The 23,028-nt window shown below is 45.4% G+C and carries 24 protein-coding genes; all 24 read right to left on the bottom strand.

All coding sequences use genetic code 11. From position 1 onward, the window contains the following. Positions 1-501 precede the first annotated feature (501 nt). On the bottom strand, positions 502-1,551 hold the full coding sequence (locus tag GWI56_RS16800) for an EscU/YscU/HrcU family type III secretion system export apparatus switch protein (RefSeq protein ID WP_198573560.1): 1,050 nt from the start codon (positions 1,549-1,551) through the stop codon (positions 502-504). A gap of 21 nt (positions 1,552-1,572) precedes the next feature. After that, the gene (gene sctT, locus GWI56_RS16795; RefSeq protein WP_198573559.1) at positions 1,573-2,373 is read right to left on the bottom strand and encodes a type III secretion system export apparatus subunit SctT; all 801 of its coding nucleotides are present in this window, start codon (positions 2,371-2,373) and stop codon (positions 1,573-1,575) included. Between the two features lie 2 nt (positions 2,374-2,375). After that, complete coding sequence (sctS, locus tag GWI56_RS16790) at positions 2,376-2,645, bottom strand: type III secretion system export apparatus subunit SctS (RefSeq protein ID WP_012197161.1); 270 nt, start codon at positions 2,643-2,645, stop codon at positions 2,376-2,378. Further along, complete coding sequence (gene sctR / locus GWI56_RS16785) at positions 2,642-3,292, bottom strand: type III secretion system export apparatus subunit SctR (protein WP_198573558.1); 651 nt, start codon at positions 3,290-3,292, stop codon at positions 2,642-2,644. Before sctR ends, sctS begins: the two co-directional genes overlap by 4 nt. 119 nt (positions 3,293-3,411) lie before the next feature. After that, positions 3,412-4,332 (bottom strand): hypothetical protein, encoded by a 921-nt coding sequence (locus GWI56_RS16780; RefSeq protein WP_198573557.1) that lies wholly within the window; start codon positions 4,330-4,332, stop codon positions 3,412-3,414. A 4-nt stretch (positions 4,333-4,336) separates the two neighbouring features. Further along, positions 4,337-4,783 (bottom strand): hypothetical protein, encoded by a 447-nt coding sequence (locus GWI56_RS16775; protein WP_198573556.1) that lies wholly within the window; start codon positions 4,781-4,783, stop codon positions 4,337-4,339. Next, complete coding sequence (locus tag GWI56_RS16770) at positions 4,776-5,177, bottom strand: hypothetical protein (protein WP_173497243.1); 402 nt, start codon at positions 5,175-5,177, stop codon at positions 4,776-4,778. Before GWI56_RS16770 ends, GWI56_RS16775 begins: the two co-directional genes overlap by 8 nt. Before the next feature lie 16 nt (positions 5,178-5,193). Next, on the bottom strand, positions 5,194-6,525 hold the full coding sequence (locus tag GWI56_RS16765) for an EscN/YscN/HrcN family type III secretion system ATPase (RefSeq protein WP_012197156.1): 1,332 nt from the start codon (positions 6,523-6,525) through the stop codon (positions 5,194-5,196). Positions 6,526-6,537: 12 nt separating this feature from the next. After that, positions 6,538-8,598 (bottom strand): EscV/YscV/HrcV family type III secretion system export apparatus protein, encoded by a 2,061-nt coding sequence (locus GWI56_RS16760; RefSeq protein ID WP_269319663.1) that lies wholly within the window; start codon positions 8,596-8,598, stop codon positions 6,538-6,540. Continuing rightward, positions 8,595-8,954 carry a type III secretion apparatus gene (locus GWI56_RS16755; RefSeq protein ID WP_198573555.1) on the bottom strand — a complete coding sequence of 120 codons (360 nt, stop codon included), beginning with the start codon at positions 8,952-8,954 and terminating at the stop codon, positions 8,595-8,597. Before GWI56_RS16755 ends, GWI56_RS16760 begins: the two co-directional genes overlap by 4 nt. Positions 8,955-9,072: 118 nt before the next feature. Further along, entirely contained in the window at positions 9,073-13,116 is a 4,044-nt protein-coding gene (locus tag GWI56_RS16750; protein ID WP_198573554.1) for a type III secretion system effector BopA family protein, read from the bottom strand. A gap of 1 nt (position 13,117) precedes the next feature. Continuing rightward, positions 13,118-13,555 carry a chaperone SicP gene (gene sicP / locus GWI56_RS16745; RefSeq protein ID WP_028761715.1) on the bottom strand — a complete coding sequence of 146 codons (438 nt, stop codon included), beginning with the start codon at positions 13,553-13,555 and terminating at the stop codon, positions 13,118-13,120. Between the two features lie 291 nt (positions 13,556-13,846). Continuing rightward, the gene (locus tag GWI56_RS16740) at positions 13,847-14,875 is read right to left on the bottom strand and encodes a TyeA family type III secretion system gatekeeper subunit (protein WP_028761714.1); all 1,029 of its coding nucleotides are present in this window, start codon (positions 14,873-14,875) and stop codon (positions 13,847-13,849) included. A 10-nt stretch (positions 14,876-14,885) separates the two neighbouring features. Then, entirely contained in the window at positions 14,886-15,539 is a 654-nt protein-coding gene (locus tag GWI56_RS16735) for a type III secretion protein (RefSeq protein WP_173497239.1), read from the bottom strand. After that, positions 15,536-16,216, bottom strand: a complete 681-nt coding sequence (locus GWI56_RS16730) for a type III secretion system domain-containing protein (protein ID WP_198573553.1) — start codon at positions 16,214-16,216, stop codon at positions 15,536-15,538. Before GWI56_RS16730 ends, GWI56_RS16735 begins: the two co-directional genes overlap by 4 nt. 29 nt (positions 16,217-16,245) lie before the next feature. Continuing rightward, entirely contained in the window at positions 16,246-16,965 is a 720-nt protein-coding gene (sctJ, locus tag GWI56_RS16725) for a type III secretion inner membrane ring lipoprotein SctJ (RefSeq protein WP_012197148.1), read from the bottom strand. Then, positions 16,962-17,303 carry a type III secretion system inner rod subunit SctI gene (gene sctI, locus GWI56_RS16720; RefSeq protein ID WP_131525054.1) on the bottom strand — a complete coding sequence of 114 codons (342 nt, stop codon included), beginning with the start codon at positions 17,301-17,303 and terminating at the stop codon, positions 16,962-16,964. The genes sctJ and sctI overlap by 4 nt, the downstream gene beginning before the upstream one ends. Beyond that, positions 17,290-17,604 carry an EscG/YscG/SsaH family type III secretion system needle protein co-chaperone gene (locus GWI56_RS16715; protein ID WP_012197146.1) on the bottom strand — a complete coding sequence of 105 codons (315 nt, stop codon included), beginning with the start codon at positions 17,602-17,604 and terminating at the stop codon, positions 17,290-17,292. The genes sctI and GWI56_RS16715 overlap by 14 nt, the downstream gene beginning before the upstream one ends. 25 nt (positions 17,605-17,629) lie before the next feature. Continuing rightward, positions 17,630-17,845 (bottom strand): type III secretion system needle filament subunit SctF, encoded by a 216-nt coding sequence (gene sctF, locus GWI56_RS16710; protein ID WP_012197145.1) that lies wholly within the window; start codon positions 17,843-17,845, stop codon positions 17,630-17,632. A 9-nt stretch (positions 17,846-17,854) separates the two neighbouring features. Next, on the bottom strand, positions 17,855-18,553 hold the full coding sequence (locus GWI56_RS16705) for a helix-turn-helix domain-containing protein (protein ID WP_012197144.1): 699 nt from the start codon (positions 18,551-18,553) through the stop codon (positions 17,855-17,857). A 214-nt stretch (positions 18,554-18,767) separates the two neighbouring features. Continuing rightward, positions 18,768-19,469 carry a hypothetical protein gene (locus GWI56_RS16700; protein WP_131525052.1) on the bottom strand — a complete coding sequence of 234 codons (702 nt, stop codon included), beginning with the start codon at positions 19,467-19,469 and terminating at the stop codon, positions 18,768-18,770. Between the two features lie 39 nt (positions 19,470-19,508). After that, a complete protein-coding gene (locus GWI56_RS16695; RefSeq protein WP_198573552.1) occupies positions 19,509-20,636 on the bottom strand; it encodes a hypothetical protein in 1,128 nt (375 codons plus the stop codon). Between the two features lie 47 nt (positions 20,637-20,683). After that, positions 20,684-21,163: a SycD/LcrH family type III secretion system chaperone gene (locus tag GWI56_RS16690; RefSeq protein WP_173246820.1), complete on the bottom strand. Its 480-nt coding sequence runs from the start codon at positions 21,161-21,163 to the stop codon at positions 20,684-20,686. Positions 21,164-21,370: 207 nt separating this feature from the next. Next, positions 21,371-22,996 carry a hypothetical protein gene (locus GWI56_RS16685; RefSeq protein ID WP_198573551.1) on the bottom strand — a complete coding sequence of 542 codons (1,626 nt, stop codon included), beginning with the start codon at positions 22,994-22,996 and terminating at the stop codon, positions 21,371-21,373. Between the last annotated feature and the right edge of the window lie 32 nt (positions 22,997-23,028).

The raw sequence follows: 23,028 nt of genomic DNA, 5'->3' as shown, positions 1-23,028 counted from the left end.
TCATCTTGCTAAGGAACTGAAATTGTTCCAACAGTATATAGAGTTAGCCAAAGACAGTAGACGAAGGAAGTGTCGTTAACAGGTAAAGATTTGCAAATATCTGTGTAGAAATTGACAAGGAAAGCACGATTGAGTGGTGCTTAGACTGCCATGCCAATTTAGTGCGATACCAAATCGTCAGGTGATAAATTGTTGTTGTCTACATTCTATGACTGTGCCACTTGTGGTAGTTCAGCCATTAAAACGAATCTAGATACAGACTTCATTTGATTTTTTTCAATAAAAATCAACGTCGTGGAGTTTCACCCCACACTTGCAGTGTGCTATCTCTCAGCGGAGTGCGTAAACCTAACTTAGTGCAAATTCAGAGTAATATTTTGGTAAAATTGATTACTTCAAACAATATTATGCGTGGCTACTTATTTGAATTTCATAGATTCATTATGGGATTCGTAAGAGACAATTATCATCAAGGATTCTATTTAATTACAGTAAGACCTGTTACTCCATATTATCATAGGATATTGTCATCACTAGACGTAAAAGCTCTGCTACGGGTTCAAATAGGCTCTCTGGAATCACGTCTCCTGCCTCAACGTGTTTAAATAAGGCGCGGGCCAATGGAATGTTCTCGACAATTGGCACCCCAGCTTTCTCAGCTAATGCCACTATGTGTAAGGCCATGTGATCTTCGGCTTTTTCAAGCACTTTAGGCAACGGCGTCTCACCTTCACTATAATACAAACACACGGCAATGTGGGTTGGATTACGCACAACCACTGTGGCTTTGCGAACGTTACTGGCAAGACTACCAGACGCCACTTCTCGCTGGGTTTCGCGGCGTTTTTGTTTCATTTCGGGGTTACCTTCAGAATCTTTGTATTCTTGTTTGGTGTCATCTTTAGACATTTTGAGTTCTTTCATTAGGCTATAGCGTTGAAATGCATAATCAGCGAGCCCAAATATTAAGTAACATCCTAAAAAGCTGCCCCAGAGCCAAGTGATCATGGTCGAAATCACACTGATACCGCAGGCTTCTCCGCATAAAGGCAAGTATTGAAAGGCGTTAACGTAACGATGGAGCAGATAGTAAAACACTAAACTCAGCACTGTGACTTTAACGAGATTTTTAGCGAGCTCAAACAGACTTTTCAGTGAAATAAGTTGCTTAGCATTATTCATGACATTGAGTTTATCCATGCTCGGCATTATAGACTCAGCCGCCCAAACGGGACCTGTTTGGACTAAGTTCCCCACCACTATGGTAAACACGAGTACTAATGTCAGCCCACCTAAAAAACGTAATGCCAGCATGGCGAAGGTACCAACGATTTGCTCGGCCGCAGTTTCAAGGGGAAGATTGATGGCGTGAATGGTTAAGTCGATTAACGCCATAATGGCTTGGACGAGTGCAGGCCCTTCGTAGAGAAAGTAACCGAGAATGATCGCCATCTGTAACCCTGTGACAATTTCAGCACTTTTAATGACCTGGCCGCGATTTCTCGCTTCTCGTAAACGTTTTTCTGTGGGTTTTTCTGTTTTCTCGGCCATAGGTCATATCCACCAGGGGCACTAGTGCCCTGCTAAGAGTCCAAACAAAATATCTACGTGCTGCTCTACCCCAGAAATGGTCTGCAGGTAATGGAACAAAGCAAACTGTAAGCTGTAGATCAATAACAGTAAGACCAAAGCGCTTTTAATGGGCATAGACAAAAAGAAGACGTTTAACTGCTGCGCCGAGCGGTTTACTAGCCCTAAGGCTACGTCGACTAAGATCATAATCACCATGGCGGGCATGGCAAAACTGAGACATAGTTGGCACATCAATTGCCACTCATGGGCTATAAACACCATCAAGGGCTGGCTTAGCGTTAAATTAAATCCTGGGGGTAATTGTTGATATGACTGATAAAGTGCAGTTAGCAGAAAATTAAAACCACCCGAGACTAAAAACAGCACGGTAAGAACTTGAGTAAACAGCATGCCATAAATCGATGATTGTAGTCCCATCAATGGGTTAAGTACAGTCGACATGGATGCCCCCCGCATTGTGTCAATTACAAATCCCGCCATATCTATGGCCCAAAAGGGAATGGCGGCACAGAAACCGAGTAACATGCCTACAATAATTTCTTTGCCAAATAGGCTGATGAGCATCCAAGTGTCGGCCTGCTGCAGTATCGGCTGCATTTCATCCATTGCCAGCACAGTAGGTAAAGCAAACATTAAAATCAGACTATTACGGATTAATGCGCTCCCCATTGCCCCCCCTTTAAATAAGGGTAATAGCAGCATCATGCCTAAAGGGCGCATCATACAGAGTGCCAACACCGGAAGCTGTGCTGTTAATAGGTTGGGTAGCAGAGTTGTCATCACTACCCCCCCATTTGGCTAATTTGATCGAAAGCCATGCTGGCGTAATTCAACAGTGAACTACCCATCCAGTGATAACAGACCACAAGTGTCACGCACACGGCGATGAGTTTGATCAGAAACTGCAATGTTTGATCTTGGATTTGGGTCAGGGCTTGAATAAGGCTAACCAAAACTCCGACAACTGAGGCCACGATAACAACAGGTAGCGACAGCAGTAACACCATCCACAGTAGTTCAGAGGTGAAATGTACTATGATAGTTTCACTCATGAGAATGACATCATTAGTTGACTGATCAGTTTTTCCCATCCACCCATCAAGATAAAAATCAACAATTTGAACGGTAGGGCTATCGTCATGGGGGACACCATCATCATGCCCATTGCCAGTAAAATATTGGAAACGATAAGGTCAATTGCGACAAAGGGAAGATAAATGAGTAAACCTATCTTAAATGCCTCTATGAGCTGACTCATAGTAAAGGCTGGCACCATCACTAACAGTGAGTTTTTGGTCAGCACTTGCTGGTATTTTTCGGGCCAGACCTTATGGCCAATATTGGCGAAAAATTCAATCTGAGTATTGCTGGTATTTTTTTCGAGAAATGCGCGGTAGGGTGCTATGGCTTCAGTGTTGATTTGCTCAAATACATTGGGTGCATCGAACACTATAGGGGTGGCATTTAGATTGTCATTGATTGCCATCCCCACGGGTGCCATGGTGAACAGAGTAAGAATTAATGCGAGGCCGTAAATTGCCATATTGGGTGGGATCTGCTGGATCCCTAATGCGTTACGTAACATAGAGAACACAATTGCCAATTTCAAGAATGAAGTGCCCATCACGGCGAACAGCGGCAGCAGTGACAAGCAAAACAACATAATGATCAATTGGATTGGATGGTCGAGTAAGGTCATGGAAACCTCCTTTGTGGCTAGGGTTCCATCATGGCGCGCTTTGTGATTGACCTGTATCAGGTGAAGACCTTAGCTAACTAAAAACCGCTGACATATCCGTAAAAGCAACACAATTCCCCTTATACTAGAGCCTCGATTTGTGCGAGTAATCCCGACTCTCCACGCAGGAGATTAATACTTGCCAGAGTTTGGTACAGCTCTTGACCGTACTGATGACTGAACCGTCCTAAACGCACTTGATTATTCAGCGTAACCTCCAGCGTTAACTTGTCACCCGTCATCATAGCGCCGAGCTTAGCCAGAGGCAGACTCACTCGACCAATATCGGCGATCAAAGGGGGCTGAATAGCGTCCATCTTAGGCAATAAAGACACAATTTCGAGTTGTGCTTGAGGACCATCAATAGGGGTGATGAACTTGATCTTAGCCAACGGTCCATCCGCCCATAACAGCGCTTCCCCCTGCTCGATTTGCACATCACCATCGAGCCATAAACCCCCGCCTATTTCGGGTAAGTCAGGTGTAGGCGTTATTTGGGGCACAAAACCGGCCACTAAACTCAAACTAACATCCACCGTTTTACCTGAGAATGCTGACCATGACTCGACTTGGCTCTGCCAGTCCTCTTGCGGCCAATCAACTAAGACACAAGCCAATTGACCGGCACTCTCCACGTCGCCTTGTTCCAATTGCGTAGTTTGAAGCGTTAGCACGGGATAAATATCTGGCACCAATCCAAATGGCTTAGGGACTTCTTCAAGGCAATCGACCAACCATTCACCCGCTACATCAAATGCTGCCGCACTAACACAGGGCAATAAATCACAAGCAATCTCAGTCGAGGAAGTTACGCCAGTTACTGCGGTTACCCACAGTTGCCAATCCTGTTTAGAACACCACAGACCCGATCCTGATGGAGCATTGCGTCTTTGCCAGAATACTCCATCGCCCCCGATACGCGTCAGTTCGATTTGGCAAGCTTGCTGTGCTAGGCCACGGCCTATAACTTGGCTAGCATTGATCAGTTTATTGATGTTCATTCATCTACCTCGTCACTGCTGTGTTGGTTGGCATAAGATCTAAATGAATAGCAAAGCGTCGCCCTTGTAGTTGCTCGCTGAGTTGAGGTAAGAGTCTTGCGAGCAGTTCCGATTGACGCGCTGTCTTAGGAAACAACTGCAATTGAATTCCTCGTGGTTGGTAACAGGCTTGGATCACTAATCCCATCATAGGGCCATTGAGCAAGCGATAGCATAGTTGCTCACCTTGCCGGATTACTTCGCCCGCTCCTTGTCGGTACACACCACCATCGCGGCTGAGTAGTGCCTTAGCGTTAAGCCGATCTTTGGTAGATATAGTGTTGTCATCTTCCTGTTGACCGCAGAAATAACGGTTAAACAAGCGACGCATTTCTGGATCCGACTCTTGTCTGGCTTCGACACTGGGGAAAGATATTTTCGATGTTCGCACTATCGCCATAGGATTATTCATCGACAACCTCCTGCAGTTTTTGTTGGGATTTAACTAACTGAAGAATCGCCTGCTGCATATGCACCATAGTGGACTCCAACTGCTCTTTTTCTATTACCAACATCTCAGCAGTTTCGGCTAATATCCTTTCTTTTTGGTATTCTTTCATTAAGGTCAATTTAAAAGTGATTAGCTCAGTTGGAGTTAATATTTGTTCTGGCATCTGCTGCAGACGCAGCCGATTAGTTTGCGCTTGCCGCTCGAGATTGATGAGGATTTGCCTGTCAAGTAGCTCCCTGAATTTTTGCCTATGTAAGGCTAGCTCTCGGCGCAATTTAGCTTCTTTGTCACTACGAATTACGAGTAATCGCTGTAATAATTGCTCGTCTTTCGCTGTAAGTTGGGATGGGTTCATTATTGAGTTCCTCCCATTAATGGCTTAAAAGCAATAATTTCAATTTTTGTAGCGTCTCTTCATAGGGACTGAATTCATTGACTGATTGACACAAAAACTGCTGAATATCCTGATGGCGAGCCACTGCTTCATCGGTTTCTTGATCTTCACCTTGCACGTATTCGCCCACTCGGATGAGTAATTGAACCTCTTGATACAATGCCAGTAACTGGCGCATCTTAGCGGCATTACACCGCTGCTCAGGGCTAACAATCTGATCCATTACCCTGCTGACACTGGCATTGATATCAATTGCAGGGTAATGGCCCGCTCCAGCGAGTCGACGTGATAGCACTATGTGTCCATCAAGTAAGGAACGAACTTCATCGGCGATAGGTTCATTCATGTCATCCCCTTCAACCAGTACGGTATATATGCCAGTGATACTACCTTTGGCAGCGGGGCCAGCTCGTTCGACTAAGGCCGATAAATTGACAAAGACACTTGGAGGATAACCGCTAGACACTGGGCTCTCGCCAGCCGCCAACGCAATTTCCCTCGCACTGCGGGCAAATCGGGTCAGTGAATCCACCATCAACAGCACATTCTTACCTTGATCGCGAAAGTACTCAGCAATGGTCGTTGCCGTTAGTGTGGCTTTCATTCGCTCAAGCGGAGGACGATCCGATGTAGCAACCACCATCACAGTGCGCGCTCTTGCCTCTGGCGTGAGGTTATATTCGATAAACTCACGGACTTCACGGCCACGCTCGCCGACTAAGGTCAGTACAATCACATCCGCTTGGCAGTGCGCGGCGATCATGCCAAGTAAGGTACTCTTTCCCCCTCCTGCTGCGGCAAAAATACCAATCCTTTGGCCGATGCCACAGGCGAGGGCGCTGTCAATAGCGCGGATCCCCATGGGCATGACAGTATCAATAAGTTGTCGTGATAATGGATTAGGTGCAGAACCTTGGTTAGGCCTTAATGACGTTGCAGTCAGTCCATAGCCATCCATAGGAGCACCAAGGCCATCGACCACTCGACCAAGCAAGCCTTGACCTAAGGGGACTTGATGCCCATGGCCTAAGGTTTCAACTAATTCTCCACTGCATAGTCCCGCCGTAACGTCGAAGGGCGATAACAGGGCTTCATCGCCTTTTACCGCAACGACTTCGGCACTGAGGCGATTACCAATGAGACAAAGCTCTCCTTGATGTGCACCAGGCAAAGTTGCACGCACGAGTGTGGCCCCCACTTCTTGAACTTTGCCGAAATAGCGAACCGATGGAACAGGCAACAAACTCTGAGTGGCGAATAAACTAGGTTCGAGTTGTGCATAAAGTGTTTCTTTACTGGGTAATTTCATCTATCGCCTCCATTAGCTTGCCAGTGCGGCATCGAGTACCTCACCCACTAAGTCCACTTGGCCTATGACTTTTATTTCTGCATCGTCGCCTAATTCCTGAAACGACAAAACGGGTGTGCTAAATAACTCGCGTTCTACGATTTTTCGCAGGTAACGACGCACATCGAGCGAGGTCAACAGTACACAGGTTTGTTCCGGTGGCAGCTGTTCTTGAATGCAGGTTAATATTTGCTGAGTTTGTGCCATGTCCAAGGCCGAATAAGAGCCAGCAGTCGATTGTCGTATCGATTCACGGATCACATTTTCAATTCCTTCTCCAACCATGAGCACAGCGATCCAACCTTGTGGGGTAGCAAACTTGCGGCGAATATGACGGCGAAGCGCAATCCGTACATACTCAGTTAACATGATGATGTCTTTCTCCTTTGGCACCCATTCGACTAAGGTTTCAAAAATAGTTCGTAAATCGCGCACCGAAATCCCCTCTTCAACTAAGCGTTGTAGGATCTCGGCGACCTTTCCTACTGACAAGAGGCGTTGAAGTTCCTTGACGAGCTCACCGTAGCGAGCCTCCATAGCATCCATTAAATACCGGGTTTCTTGTACACCAATAAACTCCCCTGCATAGCGGTCGATCACTTTACCCATCACATAAGCGGGAATTTGCTCATCACGACAAACAGCTAAACCTTGGGCTTCCGCCTGTTCAAGCGCATTACCTTTGATCCAATGCAATCTTTGATTACTAAAAGGGATGGACTCGACACGGCATGGAATCGTTGCGATGGAGTCAATCAAAAGGGCTTCCTGTGGTACTAGCTGCAATTGCAATACAGATTCTTGGTACAAGAGCACATCACAACAACCTAGGCTGCCTTTCTTCGCTATTTGTAATTGGATTTCCGGTAATGGCACGCCCAATTGTTCAAACCATTGCCAACGTAGTTTTTGCAGTGCCTCTTTAACCCCATGGATAGGCACATCGGCTCCAAGATATAAAATCAGTGGTACAGCCCCTGGTGCCATATTGTCGACATTGGCCGTGTCACTTTTGCCTGCTTCAGTGAAATGGCTCTCCTCTCCTTGAGCACTTGCTCGTTTTTGCTGACGCTTCAACCACAATGAAGCCCCTAAAACGACCGAACCGAGTGTGCCGAAGACTAAAATTGGGAAGCCAGGGATTAAAGCAAAGATGAACATGACTATCCCGGCCATTTGCAATGATGCAGGTTGACGCCCTACTTGCATCACTAATTCGTTGGCTAAATTCTGTCTCTGCTCTCCAGGAACTCGGGTCACAATTAAGCCTGCAGTGACTGAAATCAGTAACGAAGGTATTTGGGCTATCAAACCATCCCCGACAGACAAGACTGCATAGGTATTTAATGCTTCGGCAGCCGACATATTGTGCTGCATGACACCGACAGCGATACCACCAATGATATTAGTTAAAATGACAATAATACTGGCTATGGCATCGCCTTTTACAAACTTCATCGCGCCGTCCATCGCGCCATAAAGCTGACTTTCTTTCTGAACTTGTGCCCGTTGACGCTTTGCCTCTTTAGCGTCAATGATGCCAGCACGCATGTCGCCATCGATACTCATTTGCTTACCAGGCATGCCATCGAGGGAAAAACGTGCACTCACCTCCGCCACCCGCTCAGACCCCTTAGTGATAACGATAAACTGCACTATGGTGATGATGGCAAAGATAATAATTCCGACCGCTAAGTTGCCGCCAACCACGAAGTTACCGAAGGTGTATACAATATCTCCAGCATCATGCTGCAGTAAAATTAAACGACTGGTACTGATAGTAAGTGCCAGACGATATAAGGTTGTGATCAATAGTAGGGATGGAAATACTGAGAACTCTAAAGGGTCACGGATGTATATGGCGATCATCAATAACACTATCGACAAGCCAAGGTTTAAGGCAATTAATACGTCGATCAAAGGTGTCGGTAGAGGCAAGATCATCATAAATACAGCTACCATTAACATGGCACTTAAGATGATATCGTGACGCCCTGCGGCTTTACTTAACCAACGACTGATGAGGTTCATCATTGACCTCCTATGAGCATACGATTTAGGAATTTTTGTTGCAGCAGGTACAAGTGATACCAATCATGACCCTGGTATGTCGATGGACAGAGGCAACTGATCATTAAACGGTTTTTGACGATGAACAATCGCTGAACTCTGCCCGCAAAAGCTTCTGGATGCCAACGTGATAAATAAGGTTTGAGATCACGTGCGGGAGTGTTAAGCAACCAAGTCGTCATCAATAATCGTCCTTGATGGCACTCGAGTAACACTCCGTGTGGAGGCCAATGGCATTCAATGCGTTCCTCAAGCTTCACAGGCCAGCGATTCACTAACCGAAAAAATTGTTCGAGGTTGCGCATTAGTAGTAAATCCATATCGCTTCTCCAGCATTAACTCTCGGTCTTATCATCTCCCAGACAATAAAAAGCGGGTATCAGGTGAACACCTGAATACCCGCAAGTACTAAGTCAACAGCGATTCAACCGCTATGGATTATCGAGAAGAGTTCTCCATCAATAAGGCCGCATCGATTTCTTCCATACATTGCTGTAATTGTGCTGGTACTATGTCAAGTTCAGCAACCCATTTCATAGCCCGCTCGACTGTTTTCTCCCTGTCTATTGCTTGATTAATTTCTATTTCGTGACTTTTATCATTAGCATATTGTTGCATGCTTTGAATAAAGATCGCCTGCTGCGCATCACTATCGAGGCCGACTAATTGCGGCAGTAAATGTGCTTTTAGCGCGGCTTGGTGTTGTTCAAGCCCCAATACATCCGCCATCGATTTGGGGATTTCTGGGGTGCCTGATACGCTGTGGGCAATTGTCTTAATTATTGAAGTTTGAGATACGGGAGTATGAGCCAATTGCGCGAACGCTTGCTCGATTCGTTTTTCTGTCATTTCAGCCTCGGCCGCGCGGGCAGTATCGGCCATGCCTAAAAAATTAGCCCCTTGCAATGTCGACACCACAGCCTTGGAAAAATAGGCGCCTGCCATTAATCCTCCCAATCCAAGCCCCACAGCTGCCACTATTCCGACGCCACCAGTCCCTAAGGTAAACAATGCCGCCGCGATCGCTCCCGCCGATACCACAGAGGCAACCACAAGTGTCGTCACCACAGCAAAGACTTTGGCTCCCGTTGAAGCATGTTTCCACCAATTAACGATATCTGTGAGTGCACGCTTAACTGCACCGACTTTACCGACTTCAAAACAATCACGGGAGACTGTACCAACATCTTGCAGGGCCTGCCGCTGTAGCATATAGCCAGCGATGGCCTCGCCACGAGCACTAAGCCCGCCTTCTGCCTGCATGCCTTTAATTAAAGCATTCACCATAACTTCACTGCTACGATACGCACGCATGTTATTGGCAAGCTGACGTTCTGACCAAGTTTGCAGGACGCCGCCAACTAAGCCGACGACAGGTGTAGCCATCCCTGCGCCAGGAAACATCATCCCAAATACACCGCTTACTAAAGGCCCACCTATGCCTGTATTAGCAGCCCCTTTCGCCCCACCCGCAATATACGGCGCTAACTGTGCCATGTGTAATAACGCAATCATTTGCGGTGTCATAGCGAAATTCGTTTTATCCGGCAGCTCTTCTCTCTTGCCTTGCAGAATATCGTGCACTTGGTTTTGTACCGTCCCGGTTTGCCACACTGTGGTGACAGTGTTAACCAGTTCCATTCCAAAGGTCCCTGGGTTGGCCAAAATAATATTGTAGGCTTGAGTTAAATTGCCTGCGAGCTCACGTGCCTCGATCGGATGTGCCATCGACCAATTATGCAGGTCGCCCAGTGCAGCCATCATGTATTGAGGCGAGGTTAAAGCTGACACATTTGCTACGCTAGCTTTCGAGGCTTTAACACTTGATGCTATAGCGAGATAAGCCTCCGCGACACTGCTCATGTTATTTTTGGCCAGCTGTCTAGATAAAATAAGTTCTTCTAAACTTGGACGATATTGGGAAGACCAATTGCCGACAAACTTTTGCACTAACCAACTTTGCCATGCATGCCCACTCGCCATCCCCCCTTGATCTGGATAGCCGCCATTATTTTTTGCTGCAATTGTGGCCTTTTTCAGCTGTAACAAACCATGTTGGTAGGCATCATCGAGATCTTCAATAGAGCGATTAACTTCGGCTAACTGGCGAGTCACAGTGTGAAAAGCTCGCAGTTCAGGGGAACTTGCCTCAGGTTCGGCTAAAGTGAGTACTAGCCCTTCACCATATAACTGCTGTAAATGTGCGGTCAATTTTTCCAGTTTAGCCGATAAAAGATGCTGCTCTTGAGTTAAGGCGCGCACTTTTTCATTATTAGTTTGTAATTCAGGAAGATGGCTAAGAAAATAACTTAAATTGACCTCGGCACGTTCAGCATTTGTTTCCCTCCTAACTTGCGCGAGTTGCTGGGTTAACGCCGACAATTTAGCGACATTATTTCCCGCTATCACTAGCACATCTTGTGCACTCTGCAGTCGATTGAGTCGCTCAACTAAAGTTCGGGTCGCATCTTGATCCGCACTAATTTGCACTAGCTCTTGGGTTAGCTGATTGCGCACCGTCTCAGAGGGAACAGCCGACAGCAACTCAGTCACGGCTCGGTGATAATCATTACACAAGGCAAGACGTTCGGACAGAAAACTGTGATAACGAGCTTGATCTTGCTCAATCTGTGAGACTAGTTGCAGGTTGTTAACATCATCAAACAACGAAATATCTTGCGAATTATTTGGGCTAAAGCTGATGGAGCTCACTCCCTCGAACCAATTAAGATAATGCTGAGTTTGTAGAACTTGCTGCGCTAAACTTGCCACTTGAGGTGCTAAAGTATAGCTATCGAGCTCATTTCTTAGTGTCTGCTCAAGGTCGAGATCATCAAAGTTAACAGGCTCATCGAACTGTAAACGACTGCCTTTCTCGACATATTCTTGTCCGCCAAGATACAGTAATGTTGCGGTGAGATCTTCGAAATGGACCTCTTCCCCAGAAGGGTTGATAGCCTTATACAATATAGTACTGAGTTGGGTTCCAGCCTGTTTCACTGCAGCTAAATGATCTTCGATTTTCACTTGCTTGCCGACAGCGATTAGCGCTTGTTCGCTAAGATTACTGGCCCGAGTAAGGCAATCGGCCAGTAAGGTTTGTGCTTGCTCTAGCTGGATTAGATGTTGCTCGGCTTCAGCCTGTTGCGCTTCAAATGGAGTCTTAAATGACGAACTCATGGATAGAGGTTCTTGTATGGGGTTTAGCACAAACTGGTTAATAAGTAATACTAAGCTTTTGATCTCTGGCATTATTTTTTTTTGCCCTGAGACTTCGCTAATGTTCTCCTCATTGAGCATAGAAACTAAGCTTGCCGCTATATATTCAACTCTCTCTGTCTGACTGAATTCATTTTGCATTAAAGGGGAAAACAGTTGATAACTACTCACTAAAGTATCCGCTGTCAGTTTGTTTTGTAGTGAATAGGGAAGCTGGGCATGAAACTCAGATAAGGCTAGGCGCATCGGGGTCGATGCTAATAAGGCTTGCTCAAATGTCTGCATTGCCGCAGTTAACACATCATATTGTGATAATCCCAGATTGACTTCGGCCAGTAGCGGCGACAGAACACTGCTCTGCTCCACCGACAAATTAGCTTTCAATTCAGCGACTAGGGTTAAAGCCTGCTTAATTTGCACTAGCCTAAATTTGACATGATCACGCATTGCAGTCAGTTCATCGCTGCTAATCAAGGGATCTCGACTCTGATTTAAGTTCTGTATACATGTCGCTAGCTGAGTGTCGCTAAGTACTTGATTATAATTTTTAATAGCTTGTTGTAAGGTTTTAATGGGTTCAGGTTCTGAATACACCCAAGACGCCAGCCAAGTTTGAGTGGTCGGCATAGTTAATTTTTGAGGTACTGGTGTAGTTAACAACTGCTTAAGGCATTGATTCTGTGTGTGTAAAATATCCTGTGGCGTAATAAGCTGCTGGCTTAAAATATGGAAAGCCGTTCCCCTGATGTCTTTATCGACGGATATAGGTTCTGCTGAAGGTTTAAGCACTGATGGGCTGAGCGTTTGCTTCTCCGACGATTTGGACTCAATCCCGCTCTGGGAAGGTAAAGCAAGAACTTTGAGCGTATCTTCATTAGTCTCGCATATGTTTAAAGGAGGGAGCGGCATAAATGCTTCACACCGTTCGGTGAGTTGCTCGATCGTACGCCGAGTTAATGGAGTATGACCGGACAAATCGACAGCATCTACCATATCCAGTGCAATATCATGACCAAATCTTACCGCCAATGCCTGCAAGAACACGCCCAACACTTGCTTATTATCGAGTGACAAGCCATTGACATAATCTTGGACCGCTTGGGTATTTTTGAGTAAAGGAATATGGCTCAGCATGCTAAGTAATTTTTCTTTAAAGCCTTCTTTGGCAACTATAATCGTCGGTATACCCTCGGGGGTATCGACTAAGGAAAGACGGCCGTCAAGCTTAGCCGCATGACTAAATGCACTGATATCTAAGGCCATATTATTGCCCCCCCGCACTAAGATTTATGGTATTTATTGATGAGGTTGTCCCAGTCATTTCGGTTTCAACATGGCTCTGCAGAGCTTGATACGTGTCGACTAAGTCACCGAGAAACTCGCTGAGCAGGGGGGAACTAGCTGGCATAGGAATAAATGTTAAATATAACAAAGCATCGGACTGAGGCTCATAGCAGATGCAGCCCTTACCTTGTTCGGCAAGTTTGAGATTCAATTGCAAACAAGTTTGCCAATAGTGGTTTTCAGTCAGCTGCGGCTTCTGAGCGAGCATGCAATAAAAGGTCCATTGCGCATCGCCGTAACGTATAGAGATCATTAATTTTTGATCTAGCATTAGCAGACATTGTCCATTAGCATCAAACACTAATGGTAAGCCGAGTGCTTGGCCGAGCTGAGCTAATAATTGGTCATGTACATTCATCTAGCGTCCCCTCAATTGGTGAAAGTGTGACCTTGATGAAAGTTTGTCCTGAGTCAGGAGGAATGAATATCAGGTGTACACCTGAGACTAATCGAGTTCTAACTTAAATACCTGTTGTATTACGGGCCAGTGTCGAGTCTTATGCGGCAAAAAATCTCGCAGATCAATCAAGCAACCATGCGTCAGCAAATGGACTGTATAGGTATTGCACATGGTCTGAATGTAGATCTTTCCTGTAATATCATCACAGTTGCCTGAGTTCTGCGTTACGCTAACATTAGCAGATGCTCATTATTCCTGATCACACCAGTCATCGAGTAAGCCCAACATGGCCTCTTCAATATGTTCTTTCTGTTCTGGATCGCGAAAACATGCCAGAGGAATAATACTCAGCAGTTCCCGCCAGCGCCGCAGAAATCCCAATCGTCTTGCTGGCATTAAAGGTAATAGTCGTATTTGTTCATCTATCCATTGGGGATACACCCAAGCTTGTTCTGTCAGTTGTAACGTGACTTTTAACACTTGTTCACCATCAAGCTGAGTCGCACGGGCGAGCATATAGCAATGTTCCTCTATCGTAAGAAAAATAAGCAATCGACGTAAGTCATCTACCGCTGCTGCTATCTTGACCATGTTTCTCCCGCTGTGCTGATCGCTCAGAGGTTCAGATAGTGCTCTAAGCAACACACGGATCCGCTTACGGCGGTCAGGAAGATGCTGAAGTAATTCAAACCATTTGGCTAGGCCGGCATCGCCTCGAACCGCTTGTTGATAAAGTTGTTGCAAGGCTTGCAAACCAGCATGATCGAGTGCAACGCCTTCAAGGGCGGCAAATAATGCTATTTCAGCCCCTTCTTGCGAGAGTAATTCTGTCAGTAATTTGCGTAGCTTATTATGGGCGGATTGACCTAATTTTCCCGACATGACTAGCGCCATCATTAATAGCATCATGTTACCGCTGTCTAAACCCAATTGTTTAAGTTGCGAGAGGATCTCATCACCATCGCCTAAGCTCGCAAACTGTTCGGCCAGTTTATTGACTGTGCTTGCTTGCGTGTCTCCTAGTTGTTGCAGTAACTGCTCGAGTGCTGTAAATCGGGGATCTGTTGGCTCTTTACCTGAGGTTAACTTTTTCAAATGGCTGCTTAATCCGAGACTTAATCCTTCCATGGTCTCTTCCAATGCTTCAGAACGCACTTCCGCTAATTCTGCGGCCGCCATGTCTGTTACATTGTTTGCCGGAAACACTTGTCCATGGGTTTCGTTAACACTCGCTGTGTTATGAAAATCCACTGCGTTGGCACCATCGATACGCACCATAATAAGCTCCTTAGCCAACGCCCTTTAATGGTTCGGGGACAAACGCCGCCAGTAATTGCTGTAAGTGTTCATTAAGATCAATTTTAGCTGTCATAGTCGAAGAACTTAATTCGGCCTGTCCAGAGACTAACTCCGCTGATACTTGCACTGTCATACGGCCATCGAATGCCTTGGCTAGCGCGGCAAAATCATCATTTGAAACCAGCAGTGTTAAGGCACCTTGCCCTACTCGTTCACAGACTTGATCGGATAACCGTTTGATTAGAAATGCAGACAACTCATGTTCTTGCATCCAAGTCGTCAGCACTTTTTTAATTTGCTCGGCAATATTGGCATGTAATTTATCGGTAAGCGATTGAATTAAATGGGCTTCGTTATAATGCCAGCTAATGGCCTCATCGATGGCCACAGCTTTAGCTTGCTGTTGCCACTGTGCGCTAAGCGCTTGGGCATCCTGTTGTGCTTGCTCTAGTATCTGCTCACTACGAGTTTGCGCGGCATCGCGTTGACGGCGGGCTTTTTTGAGTGCTTTGGCAATTCGCGTACGAACTAAGTGTTCCATATCCGCTAACTCACTCGCCCGATGTAACGCTGTGGCGCTGATCAAATGATGGCCTTCACGACGGAGCTCGCAAGGGCGTACCTCAATTAAAAATGGGTTCATAGTAGTCGCTCCAATCTCATTAACCAGCGAGGAATATCTAAGGAAATAGGTGCTAGGGAGTCCGCTTTACATGGCAATGTTGCTTGCACAGGTAAGGTCAAGGCTAATGCCCGCCAGAACGGTTTGTTTCCCCATAATTGTCCTATCAGGTTAATAGCGCAGGCCTGGGCTACGCCAACTAACTCTGTCGCAGTCACTTCGTCTCGATAGACATATGTTGTAAGTTGGGGCCTCTGGGGCCACAAATTCCAAATTTGTTGAATTTGTGCTTGGCTTAACTCTTGATGCAAGGCATCACGATATTCACGTAATGACACATAATCAGGGCGGTTGAGGAGAAAGAGCCCCAACGCCGTCACTATGGCACTGAGTTTATGCCGGCAGGCTAACAGGTTAGCCTCGAGCTCATTAAATTCCTTTGGTAAATCTTGACCTGCCAAACCATAACGGGAAACCACAACTGCTTCGATTCGCTGCGCTAATCGGGTACCCGCTTGATACTGTGCCTGCCAAAGAGTTAATTGTAATTCTTGCCACCAGCTCGGATGCATAGTCGCAACAGGTTGCCAAACGAGACGATTGAAGGCCAATAATGCTGGTGATATAACTCGATTTAACTTGTTTTGGCCAGTAGCTTCGACCCGTATTAGTGGTTGATTAGGGGTCAAGTCCTCCATAGTTCCTCCAGAAACAACAATTGTTATGGTTACTTACGTCTCATCCACCACATACCGCCTATGCTGAGTAGCATTATTCCAGATAAGCTGATCACTAATGGTAACTTGTACGCTTCGACCTGGGCTAAAAATTGAGATGAACTACTGCTAGTGGGCTGGGTAATTGCTTGATAGCGATAACTCGCAGCTTGCAAAAAGACACTGATATTGTCGTAACTCAGTCCTGGAACGGCATTCTGCACTAAGCTCTTAATCTGATTTTCCGTATTTGTTAAGTTAGCCTGAGGTGAATATTTAATGTATACGGAGGCCGACTTAGTCAGTGCAATCTGACGCCCTGAGTCGGGTGCAGGTTCAGCAATAGACACCCTAGCGCTAATCACCCCATCCATACTCGACAAGGTACGCTCAAGTTGTTGCTCTTTTAGATAACCCATTTTCGCTTCCTCTTGGGCGGGTGAAGTCACTAACTGACCCGAAGGGAACAAATCCTCGATATTGGCATAATGAGGTTTAGGAAAGCCATTTTGTCTCAGTAATTCAACGGCATTGATAAATTGATCTTTATCTATTTTTAAGGACACATTACCTGATTTTTGATCCGCTTCAGCACTGGCATCTATGTGATTAAGCATCAACAGGGCGACCATTTGATTCGCTTCATCTTGTGGAAGATCTCGATAGAGATCGACTTTGCATCCAGTCAATGCGAAGACGAGCAACAATATTGACCATTTAAAATGTTTCATTGCATATTCACCAATTTGTTTATGGATTGGGAGACGGCGCCCGCAGTCTTTGCCGCCAGATCGACCTCAACTATGGCTTTACCCATCAAAAGCTGTCCGCCTAACATGGCCTCTGGAGAGGGTGAGTGGCCGACTCCGTGACTTTCAGCACTCTGTATCACACCTTGTAATGAACCCGAAGCCTGTGGCTGAGTTGCGATGTTCACCGCCTGACTTATATCCGATCCCCCTAATTGCATTAATTGTGAAAACTGGCTTGCTAAGTTAGGGTCTGCTTCTGTAGTTTTGCTGGCTTGCTGGGTGACTTTAGCAAGCTGACTTAGGCTATGAATTTCCATTGGAACCTCCACGTAACATCTGTGAAATAATTTCACTCCGCCCAGCTGTTGGGCCTGAACCTGAAAATAAAAACCTTAATCCTTGGGCTGCTTCAGTCTGACAAGAGGCTAATTCCCTTAATGCTTTAGTATTTTCATTTAAACCAAAGTAAATAAGGCTGGCACAAATATGTCTGTCTTCATCATCGCTAATCAGTTGAGGAAAAATGGCTAGCAAAGCATAGGCTTGCGATGTTAGACCATGGTTTGAGGCGGCAATAGCAGCCTCTACTAACAGTTGTTTATCGGCACTGGTTAACATAATTTTTCCTTGCAATCGAAGGGGGTTAAATCTTAGAAATGATCCCTTGGATCATGTCTTTAATCGCTTTTATCATGGCACTCTCATAGCCGACAAAGTTAGAGTATTGCTGCATGGCAAATTGGGCTTTGATCATCTTGTCGGGATCGGTCAAATCGCCTGCAGACATCTTGGCCTGTACCTCTTGAGCTGAGCGCGTCGATAGCTGAGACAATTGATTAACTATGGCACTTAAGTCCATGGGACCTCCTTATACAAAGGTTGCACGCAGTACGGTTGGGCTGCATAAATAACGTTTCTTAAACGATTCGGTAAAATGTGCGTGATTACTAAAACCACTATCTAAGGCAATATCGGCGACTTTTTTCTCAGTCACTATCAGTTGCTGACGGGCATAACTTAAGCGCCGTTCTAACAACCATTGCTTTGCCGATACACCATAGTTTTTATAAAACAAGAAATTGAGTCGGCGTACTTCAATGCCTAAATTTTCGGCAAAGCGTGTGACTGGCCAAGGTTGCATAAAATTGCCCTCAAGATAGCTCAGCATCTTGTCGTTATGGGCTAAGAAGTAACGCATTAAACCGGAAAAGTAACGGTTATCCATGCCAAGACAGTACATAAAAATAAACTTAATCAATAAATTATGATTACCTTTCAACTGTTCAATGACATTGCTTAACTCATCAAATACAGGGAGTATTTTTGTTGATTCTGGTTGAAATCGATTCATCTCAGCACTCGGGCCAATCAGATCGGCAATTTCGTGAAATAATGCGTGTAGCTCACCTGGATAACAAAAGATGCTCATCCAATTGTCACGACTCAAAGCAGAAGCTGTTGCCTCCTCAGTGGTTACAACTAACTGATTACTGCCGACCGCTAGATTTTCACCCTGATAGTGGATTTTCCCTGGCTGTCGAAACAAAATTATTTGTATTGCACTCATATGGATTAACCCTTACTGCAAACTATGATTCATTGTGAAACGCGAGCGGATAGGTTGACATCAGGTGTTAACCTGAGATCTGAATTCGCTTAAATGCAGCTGCGTCAACAACGACTTATGAGAAACTAACCCGTGGGATAAGAATCGAAGGAACGACTAAAAAAGAAAACGATTGATATACTAGCCAGCATCCTTGCTGACGGTCCGTAATGACTCAGACTAAGCCACTGCGTAATGCATTAAGATCTTGACCCCGTTGAACTTGTTTATGAATTAGCAGGAGGTCATACACTTTATGGTCAATTTGTGCAGAACTGAAACTATGGCCCTCTTTTCCGTATAACCCCTTTTTTTCAATATGTTTATCGACGACCCGATTCATTTTCTCGGTCAAACAATGGAGTGTTTTTAAGACTAATCTATCTCTAACTGCGGTCATTATTGCGGGATCTACGTGTTCTACTCGATCGAGATGTACTCTATCGACTAGGACCCTTGCAGCGCTCTCAAGGGCACTCTTGCCTGCACTGTGTCTATCGATTTCGAGCATAGTAGCGATATCAGCCAGTACCTGTTTGTTCACCTTAGGACTCGCAAGATAACTGCCATGCTGGATCAATTTGTCTAACTTTAGGGCTGCATAGCATAAGATGTGCTGCTTAGCGGCATCTTGCTTATCAGCTTGCGTTCCCAGGGCATTAAACGCGGATTTACATGCTTTTGCCACCACAGTATCCCCGTCTCTGCTAAGCCATAGTGCATCAGATAATTGCGTAATGTGTTGGTCTTTAATCGCTTGTCTTTGAGTTATCGCTTGATCTGGCGATAACCGAATTGCTTGCCTTGCGTTCTCTGAGGGAGAAAAACGGCCTAACCCAGTCGCTATGCTAGCGTTAAAGGCGTTACTGCTTAACATATTGTCTCCTCGCTATATTGTTTAAGGACTGTTATTGATTTAGCTAAAGCTATTATTTCTAGCTCTCGCAGGCTGTAATTCTGCTAATTGCTGCTGTAGCATTTGTAGCTGCTGCATCACGCCTGATAGTTGAACGTTGGATTTATCGAAGCGTGACTGTAGTTGCTCAAATTGATTTTGACTCTGCAGTAGCAATCCCTCTTTCTCTGCAAGTTGTTGCTGTAATGTTTGATTAGTTCCTCTGAATCGCTCACTCTGTTTCATACGGATTTCGGCATCAAATTGCGCCGTTTTTTCATTGGCTTGGCTCTCTTTCAGTGCTAACTGCACCTCACTGAGTTTCATATTACCTTGCTGTGTAAGGGCAGAGGCTTGTAACTGACGCAGTTGGTATGCTTTTACGCTAGACACTTCTGCTTCGAATGATTTATTTTGAGAAGTGCCTTTTAACTTATCCAGTACCTTGGTCGAGGTATGGTTCACTAAACCGATAACCCCTTCTACGACAGGTTCGGCGCTTCTACGGGCCATATTCACCATATTAACGGTGCCAGCAATATGCGCGGGAAGAGAGGGAGGAGATACCACCGCACTCCATAAAGTGCCTACTGCTAGCGCAACTCTTGAGCTAATGGAAACGGCTTTGCCCCACCACTGTGCTCTATCATCATTTACCCCCATCTTGCTTAACAAGATATTTAGCGCATTAGCAATGGAATCGCTGCCCATGGCGAGTCCTTCTCCCCCAGCCGCTTTACTACGCCAGTCAGCAAAAGCACAACCCGCGTCGGCGACCGCTAAGGTAAAAGCAACGCCAGAGGCTATCAATAAGGGAACCCCTGCCCCCCCCGTGAGTATTGTGGCAGCGATAGACACGCCAAGCGCAATACCAGCAAAAGCCACCGAAGCGAGCTTACTAAAAAAGCCGGACTTGGCCAGATCTACCCCCACTTTTTTAGCCTCATCGGCAGCCACTTTAGCTTCATCCCGAGTCAGTTGTGCCTTGGATTGAATATCAGTGACCTTACCGTCGACTTCAGAGCTCAGGGGCACTTGTTTGGGATCAAAGCTGCCTAATTGTGTTTTTAACAAGGCGCGGGCCGAACTGACTAAATCTAAACTACTTAAAGTCGGGGATGATAAAGGAACATGTGTTAACTCATTCATAATAAACCTCTTTCAATAATATAAATGAAGATTGCAAATCCTATTGTCTATTGATTATTGAGAGCACTAAGCAATTGCTGTGCTTGCTCCCCCACAAAATGGTGCTCTGGCTTACTGTAGCTCTGTGAGATGGCCATCTGTAACGCTTCGATTGCCGAGGCGTCATCATCTAAGCTCAGAAAGCACTGCGCAATGCGGAAACTCGCGTCGGGAGAGCAGGCATCCATCACGAGTGCATAACCATAGAAGGTCAAGGCATGCTGGTATTCACCTAGCCAATGTAGGCAAGACCCCAGTCCAAGATGAAAACGTCTATCCCAAGGCTGATGCATGACCAAATAGGTAAAATCGACAATCGCTTCTGCGGGTAAGCCTGCCTGATATTTACTCGTACCTGATAGGTAAATTAGCTCGAGATCTTGACTCGTTAAGCCAGCTTGTTCAGCTAAGGTCTGTTGTTCGACTAAGGCTAACTTGCAGGCTGCTTCAAGCTTTTCAAAATCTAATTCAATCTCTTTATTTATCATTTGAGGTGCCTTTAGCGGTTCAATTTAAATGCATTTACGGGGATCCACTCGACAATGCGAAAATCTATCCATTAGTATGAAAAAAAGATGATGCTCATTCGTTTTTAGCTAGGTAAATGTTCGCGAATAAGTGTCTTAAATCGGATTGCTATCCTGTATCTGAATAACGAGAAAATCGTAAACTATCCGATTGAATGCCTTATCTACTTAAAATTTCGGCAAGTCTCCTGTGGTATGGAGTGTGATAGGTGCTAGGTCTCGGCCCTGAGCATTATATTGGCTATCTAACGCGGTGCGATCCTCTGGGTGCTGAAGATCATAGCTTTTACCATTTTGTCCATCGACCAAAAAACATTTACCCGAATCGAAGTGAAAAAAATTCATGGCATGGGAATCTTTCCCCCCACTGACAGGGACAGTGACTATGGCCCGCTTTCCTTGAGGCAAGGCGCTAAATAGTAATGATGAGACAGACTGTTCAGGCGATAACCCTATCGTTTGGCTCTGAGCCGTAACTTGACTGATAACACCCGCTCTCGTGTCTATCGCTTCCCAAAACTTGAGCGGAACGACGCTATCATTTTGTCGAGCCAACATGAGTCCCATATTGACATCGACAGCCTTAGCGCATGTTATAGAATTACGTAATGCAATCGCACCTGAGTTGCGTCCAACAAGGTAGTCGAACGCGTTCTGCATGCCTCCGTGAAATTTATACGGATTAGCTTTAGTCGCGAGATAATGCAGGCCTTCATTGATATCCAACTGAAGTAATTTATAACAGTTATCACCTATGGTGGTGGTTTGGTGCTGCCCTATACCTTGGTAGAATGTAGCTTCATCGGCATAAACATCCGCTTGGGATTCGCCAAGATTAATATCTTCATCGCATAAAACAAAATCATCGAAATTGTCTAGTTGCGGTGCATCTTTGGGGGCGGGTAAACCATAAAGAGCCCCTAAATTGGTATTACCTACTTTGGCCTGATATAGCACTCGTATTAGCCCTTCATCCTCCATGCCATGAGCAGTAACGTAATTAAGTAATTCGTAACGAGATGGTGTGACGGCATAACGCAGAAAATTATCCTCACAGCTCATAAAACCTTTCGCCACCAAGTCGCCAATATTTTTATAATAAATTGAAGATAAAGCGTTTTTAAGTAAACCGCCGCGAAATTCACCATTTGTTTCAGCGCGATTAGAGAAGGTCCACTGAAGATCGCCAAATTGAGCGACAAAGGTCGCAGCTTCGCTATCATTAGGGAGAATTCCAGTAAACTTTTCGCTGCTAAAGCGAGGATCTGTCAAGCTATTTCGCAAGGCTTGTTGTACAACTTGATTGTCAGACATACATTGAATATTGCCTTCAATATACTTTTCCAGCGTGAGTGAAGAGGCCATTTTTCGTAAGTCATCACTGGCCGTTATTGTGGTTTTCACTGCGGCAACTTGATAGAAATGTGTGTCTATATCGCGGTTATCCGTTTGATAAATTGTACGGCCACCAATACTTAGCAACATACGCCATTGCTCACCATTGTCGCCTAGAGCTAATTTAAATTTGGTTTGATGTTGATCGACCGCTAAATTACGTAATGCACAAAACCTTTGTGCCACTTGGGAAGGAGTGAGCACGCCAGGCTGGGTTACTTGCTGATATAAAGCTTGTATCGCTTCGAGTTTCACGCCACCACGAAACCAATCAAGAATTTTGTCCAGTAAGCCCATTTTCCCCGCTTCATCTAAAGTGTTGGCGGTGAGAACCCGCTCTAAGCGGCTCTCGTTAAAGTGATAGGTATGTTGCCTACCTAATGCGACTTCGACAGTCATAATCTTTACCTCTTAATTGACCATGCCCATGA

The organism is Shewanella sp. DW31, from assembly GCF_015767295.1.
In the GTDB taxonomy this organism is placed as follows: domain Bacteria; phylum Pseudomonadota; class Gammaproteobacteria; order Enterobacterales; family Shewanellaceae; genus Shewanella; species Shewanella oncorhynchi.
The sequence above is the reverse complement of the archived record's forward strand: the minus strand, read 5'-3'. Positions and strand labels throughout refer to the sequence as shown.

What these genes read in the sequence shown, in the direction of transcription:
- GWI56_RS16800 (WP_198573560.1), bottom strand. Translation starts at nt 1,551, where the DNA reads ATGGCCGAGAAAACAGAAAAACCCACAGAAAAACGTTTACGAGAAGCG.
- sctT (WP_198573559.1), bottom strand. Translation starts at nt 2,373, where the DNA reads ATGACAACTCTGCTACCCAACCTATTAACAGCACAGCTTCCGGTGTTG.
- sctS (WP_012197161.1), bottom strand. Translation starts at nt 2,645, where the DNA reads ATGAGTGAAACTATCATAGTACATTTCACCTCTGAACTACTGTGGATG.
- sctR (WP_198573558.1), bottom strand. Translation starts at nt 3,292, where the DNA reads ATGACCTTACTCGACCATCCAATCCAATTGATCATTATGTTGTTTTGC.
- GWI56_RS16780 (WP_198573557.1), bottom strand. Translation starts at nt 4,332, where the DNA reads ATGAACATCAATAAACTGATCAATGCTAGCCAAGTTATAGGCCGTGGC.
- GWI56_RS16775 (WP_198573556.1), bottom strand. Translation starts at nt 4,783, where the DNA reads ATGAATAATCCTATGGCGATAGTGCGAACATCGAAAATATCTTTCCCC.
- GWI56_RS16770 (WP_173497243.1), bottom strand. Translation starts at nt 5,177, where the DNA reads ATGAACCCATCCCAACTTACAGCGAAAGACGAGCAATTATTACAGCGA.
- GWI56_RS16765 (WP_012197156.1), bottom strand. Translation starts at nt 6,525, where the DNA reads ATGAAATTACCCAGTAAAGAAACACTTTATGCACAACTCGAACCTAGT.
- GWI56_RS16760 (WP_269319663.1), bottom strand. Translation starts at nt 8,598, where the DNA reads ATGATGAACCTCATCAGTCGTTGGTTAAGTAAAGCCGCAGGGCGTCAC.
- GWI56_RS16755 (WP_198573555.1), bottom strand. Translation starts at nt 8,954, where the DNA reads ATGGATTTACTACTAATGCGCAACCTCGAACAATTTTTTCGGTTAGTG.
- GWI56_RS16750 (WP_198573554.1), bottom strand. Translation starts at nt 13,116, where the DNA reads ATGGCCTTAGATATCAGTGCATTTAGTCATGCGGCTAAGCTTGACGGC.
- sicP (WP_028761715.1), bottom strand. Translation starts at nt 13,555, where the DNA reads ATGAATGTACATGACCAATTATTAGCTCAGCTCGGCCAAGCACTCGGC.
- GWI56_RS16740 (WP_028761714.1), bottom strand. Translation starts at nt 14,875, where the DNA reads ATGGTGCGTATCGATGGTGCCAACGCAGTGGATTTTCATAACACAGCG.
- GWI56_RS16735 (WP_173497239.1), bottom strand. Translation starts at nt 15,539, where the DNA reads ATGAACCCATTTTTAATTGAGGTACGCCCTTGCGAGCTCCGTCGTGAA.
- GWI56_RS16730 (WP_198573553.1), bottom strand. Translation starts at nt 16,216, where the DNA reads ATGGAGGACTTGACCCCTAATCAACCACTAATACGGGTCGAAGCTACT.
- sctJ (WP_012197148.1), bottom strand. Translation starts at nt 16,965, where the DNA reads ATGAAACATTTTAAATGGTCAATATTGTTGCTCGTCTTCGCATTGACT.
- sctI (WP_131525054.1), bottom strand. Translation starts at nt 17,303, where the DNA reads ATGGAAATTCATAGCCTAAGTCAGCTTGCTAAAGTCACCCAGCAAGCC.
- GWI56_RS16715 (WP_012197146.1), bottom strand. Translation starts at nt 17,604, where the DNA reads ATGTTAACCAGTGCCGATAAACAACTGTTAGTAGAGGCTGCTATTGCC.
- sctF (WP_012197145.1), bottom strand. Translation starts at nt 17,845, where the DNA reads ATGGACTTAAGTGCCATAGTTAATCAATTGTCTCAGCTATCGACGCGC.
- GWI56_RS16705 (WP_012197144.1), bottom strand. Translation starts at nt 18,553, where the DNA reads ATGAGTGCAATACAAATAATTTTGTTTCGACAGCCAGGGAAAATCCAC.
- GWI56_RS16700 (WP_131525052.1), bottom strand. Translation starts at nt 19,469, where the DNA reads ATGTTAAGCAGTAACGCCTTTAACGCTAGCATAGCGACTGGGTTAGGC.
- GWI56_RS16695 (WP_198573552.1), bottom strand. Translation starts at nt 20,636, where the DNA reads ATGAATGAGTTAACACATGTTCCTTTATCATCCCCGACTTTAAGTAGT.
- GWI56_RS16690 (WP_173246820.1), bottom strand. Translation starts at nt 21,163, where the DNA reads ATGATAAATAAAGAGATTGAATTAGATTTTGAAAAGCTTGAAGCAGCC.
- GWI56_RS16685 (WP_198573551.1), bottom strand. Translation starts at nt 22,996, where the DNA reads ATGACTGTCGAAGTCGCATTAGGTAGGCAACATACCTATCACTTTAAC.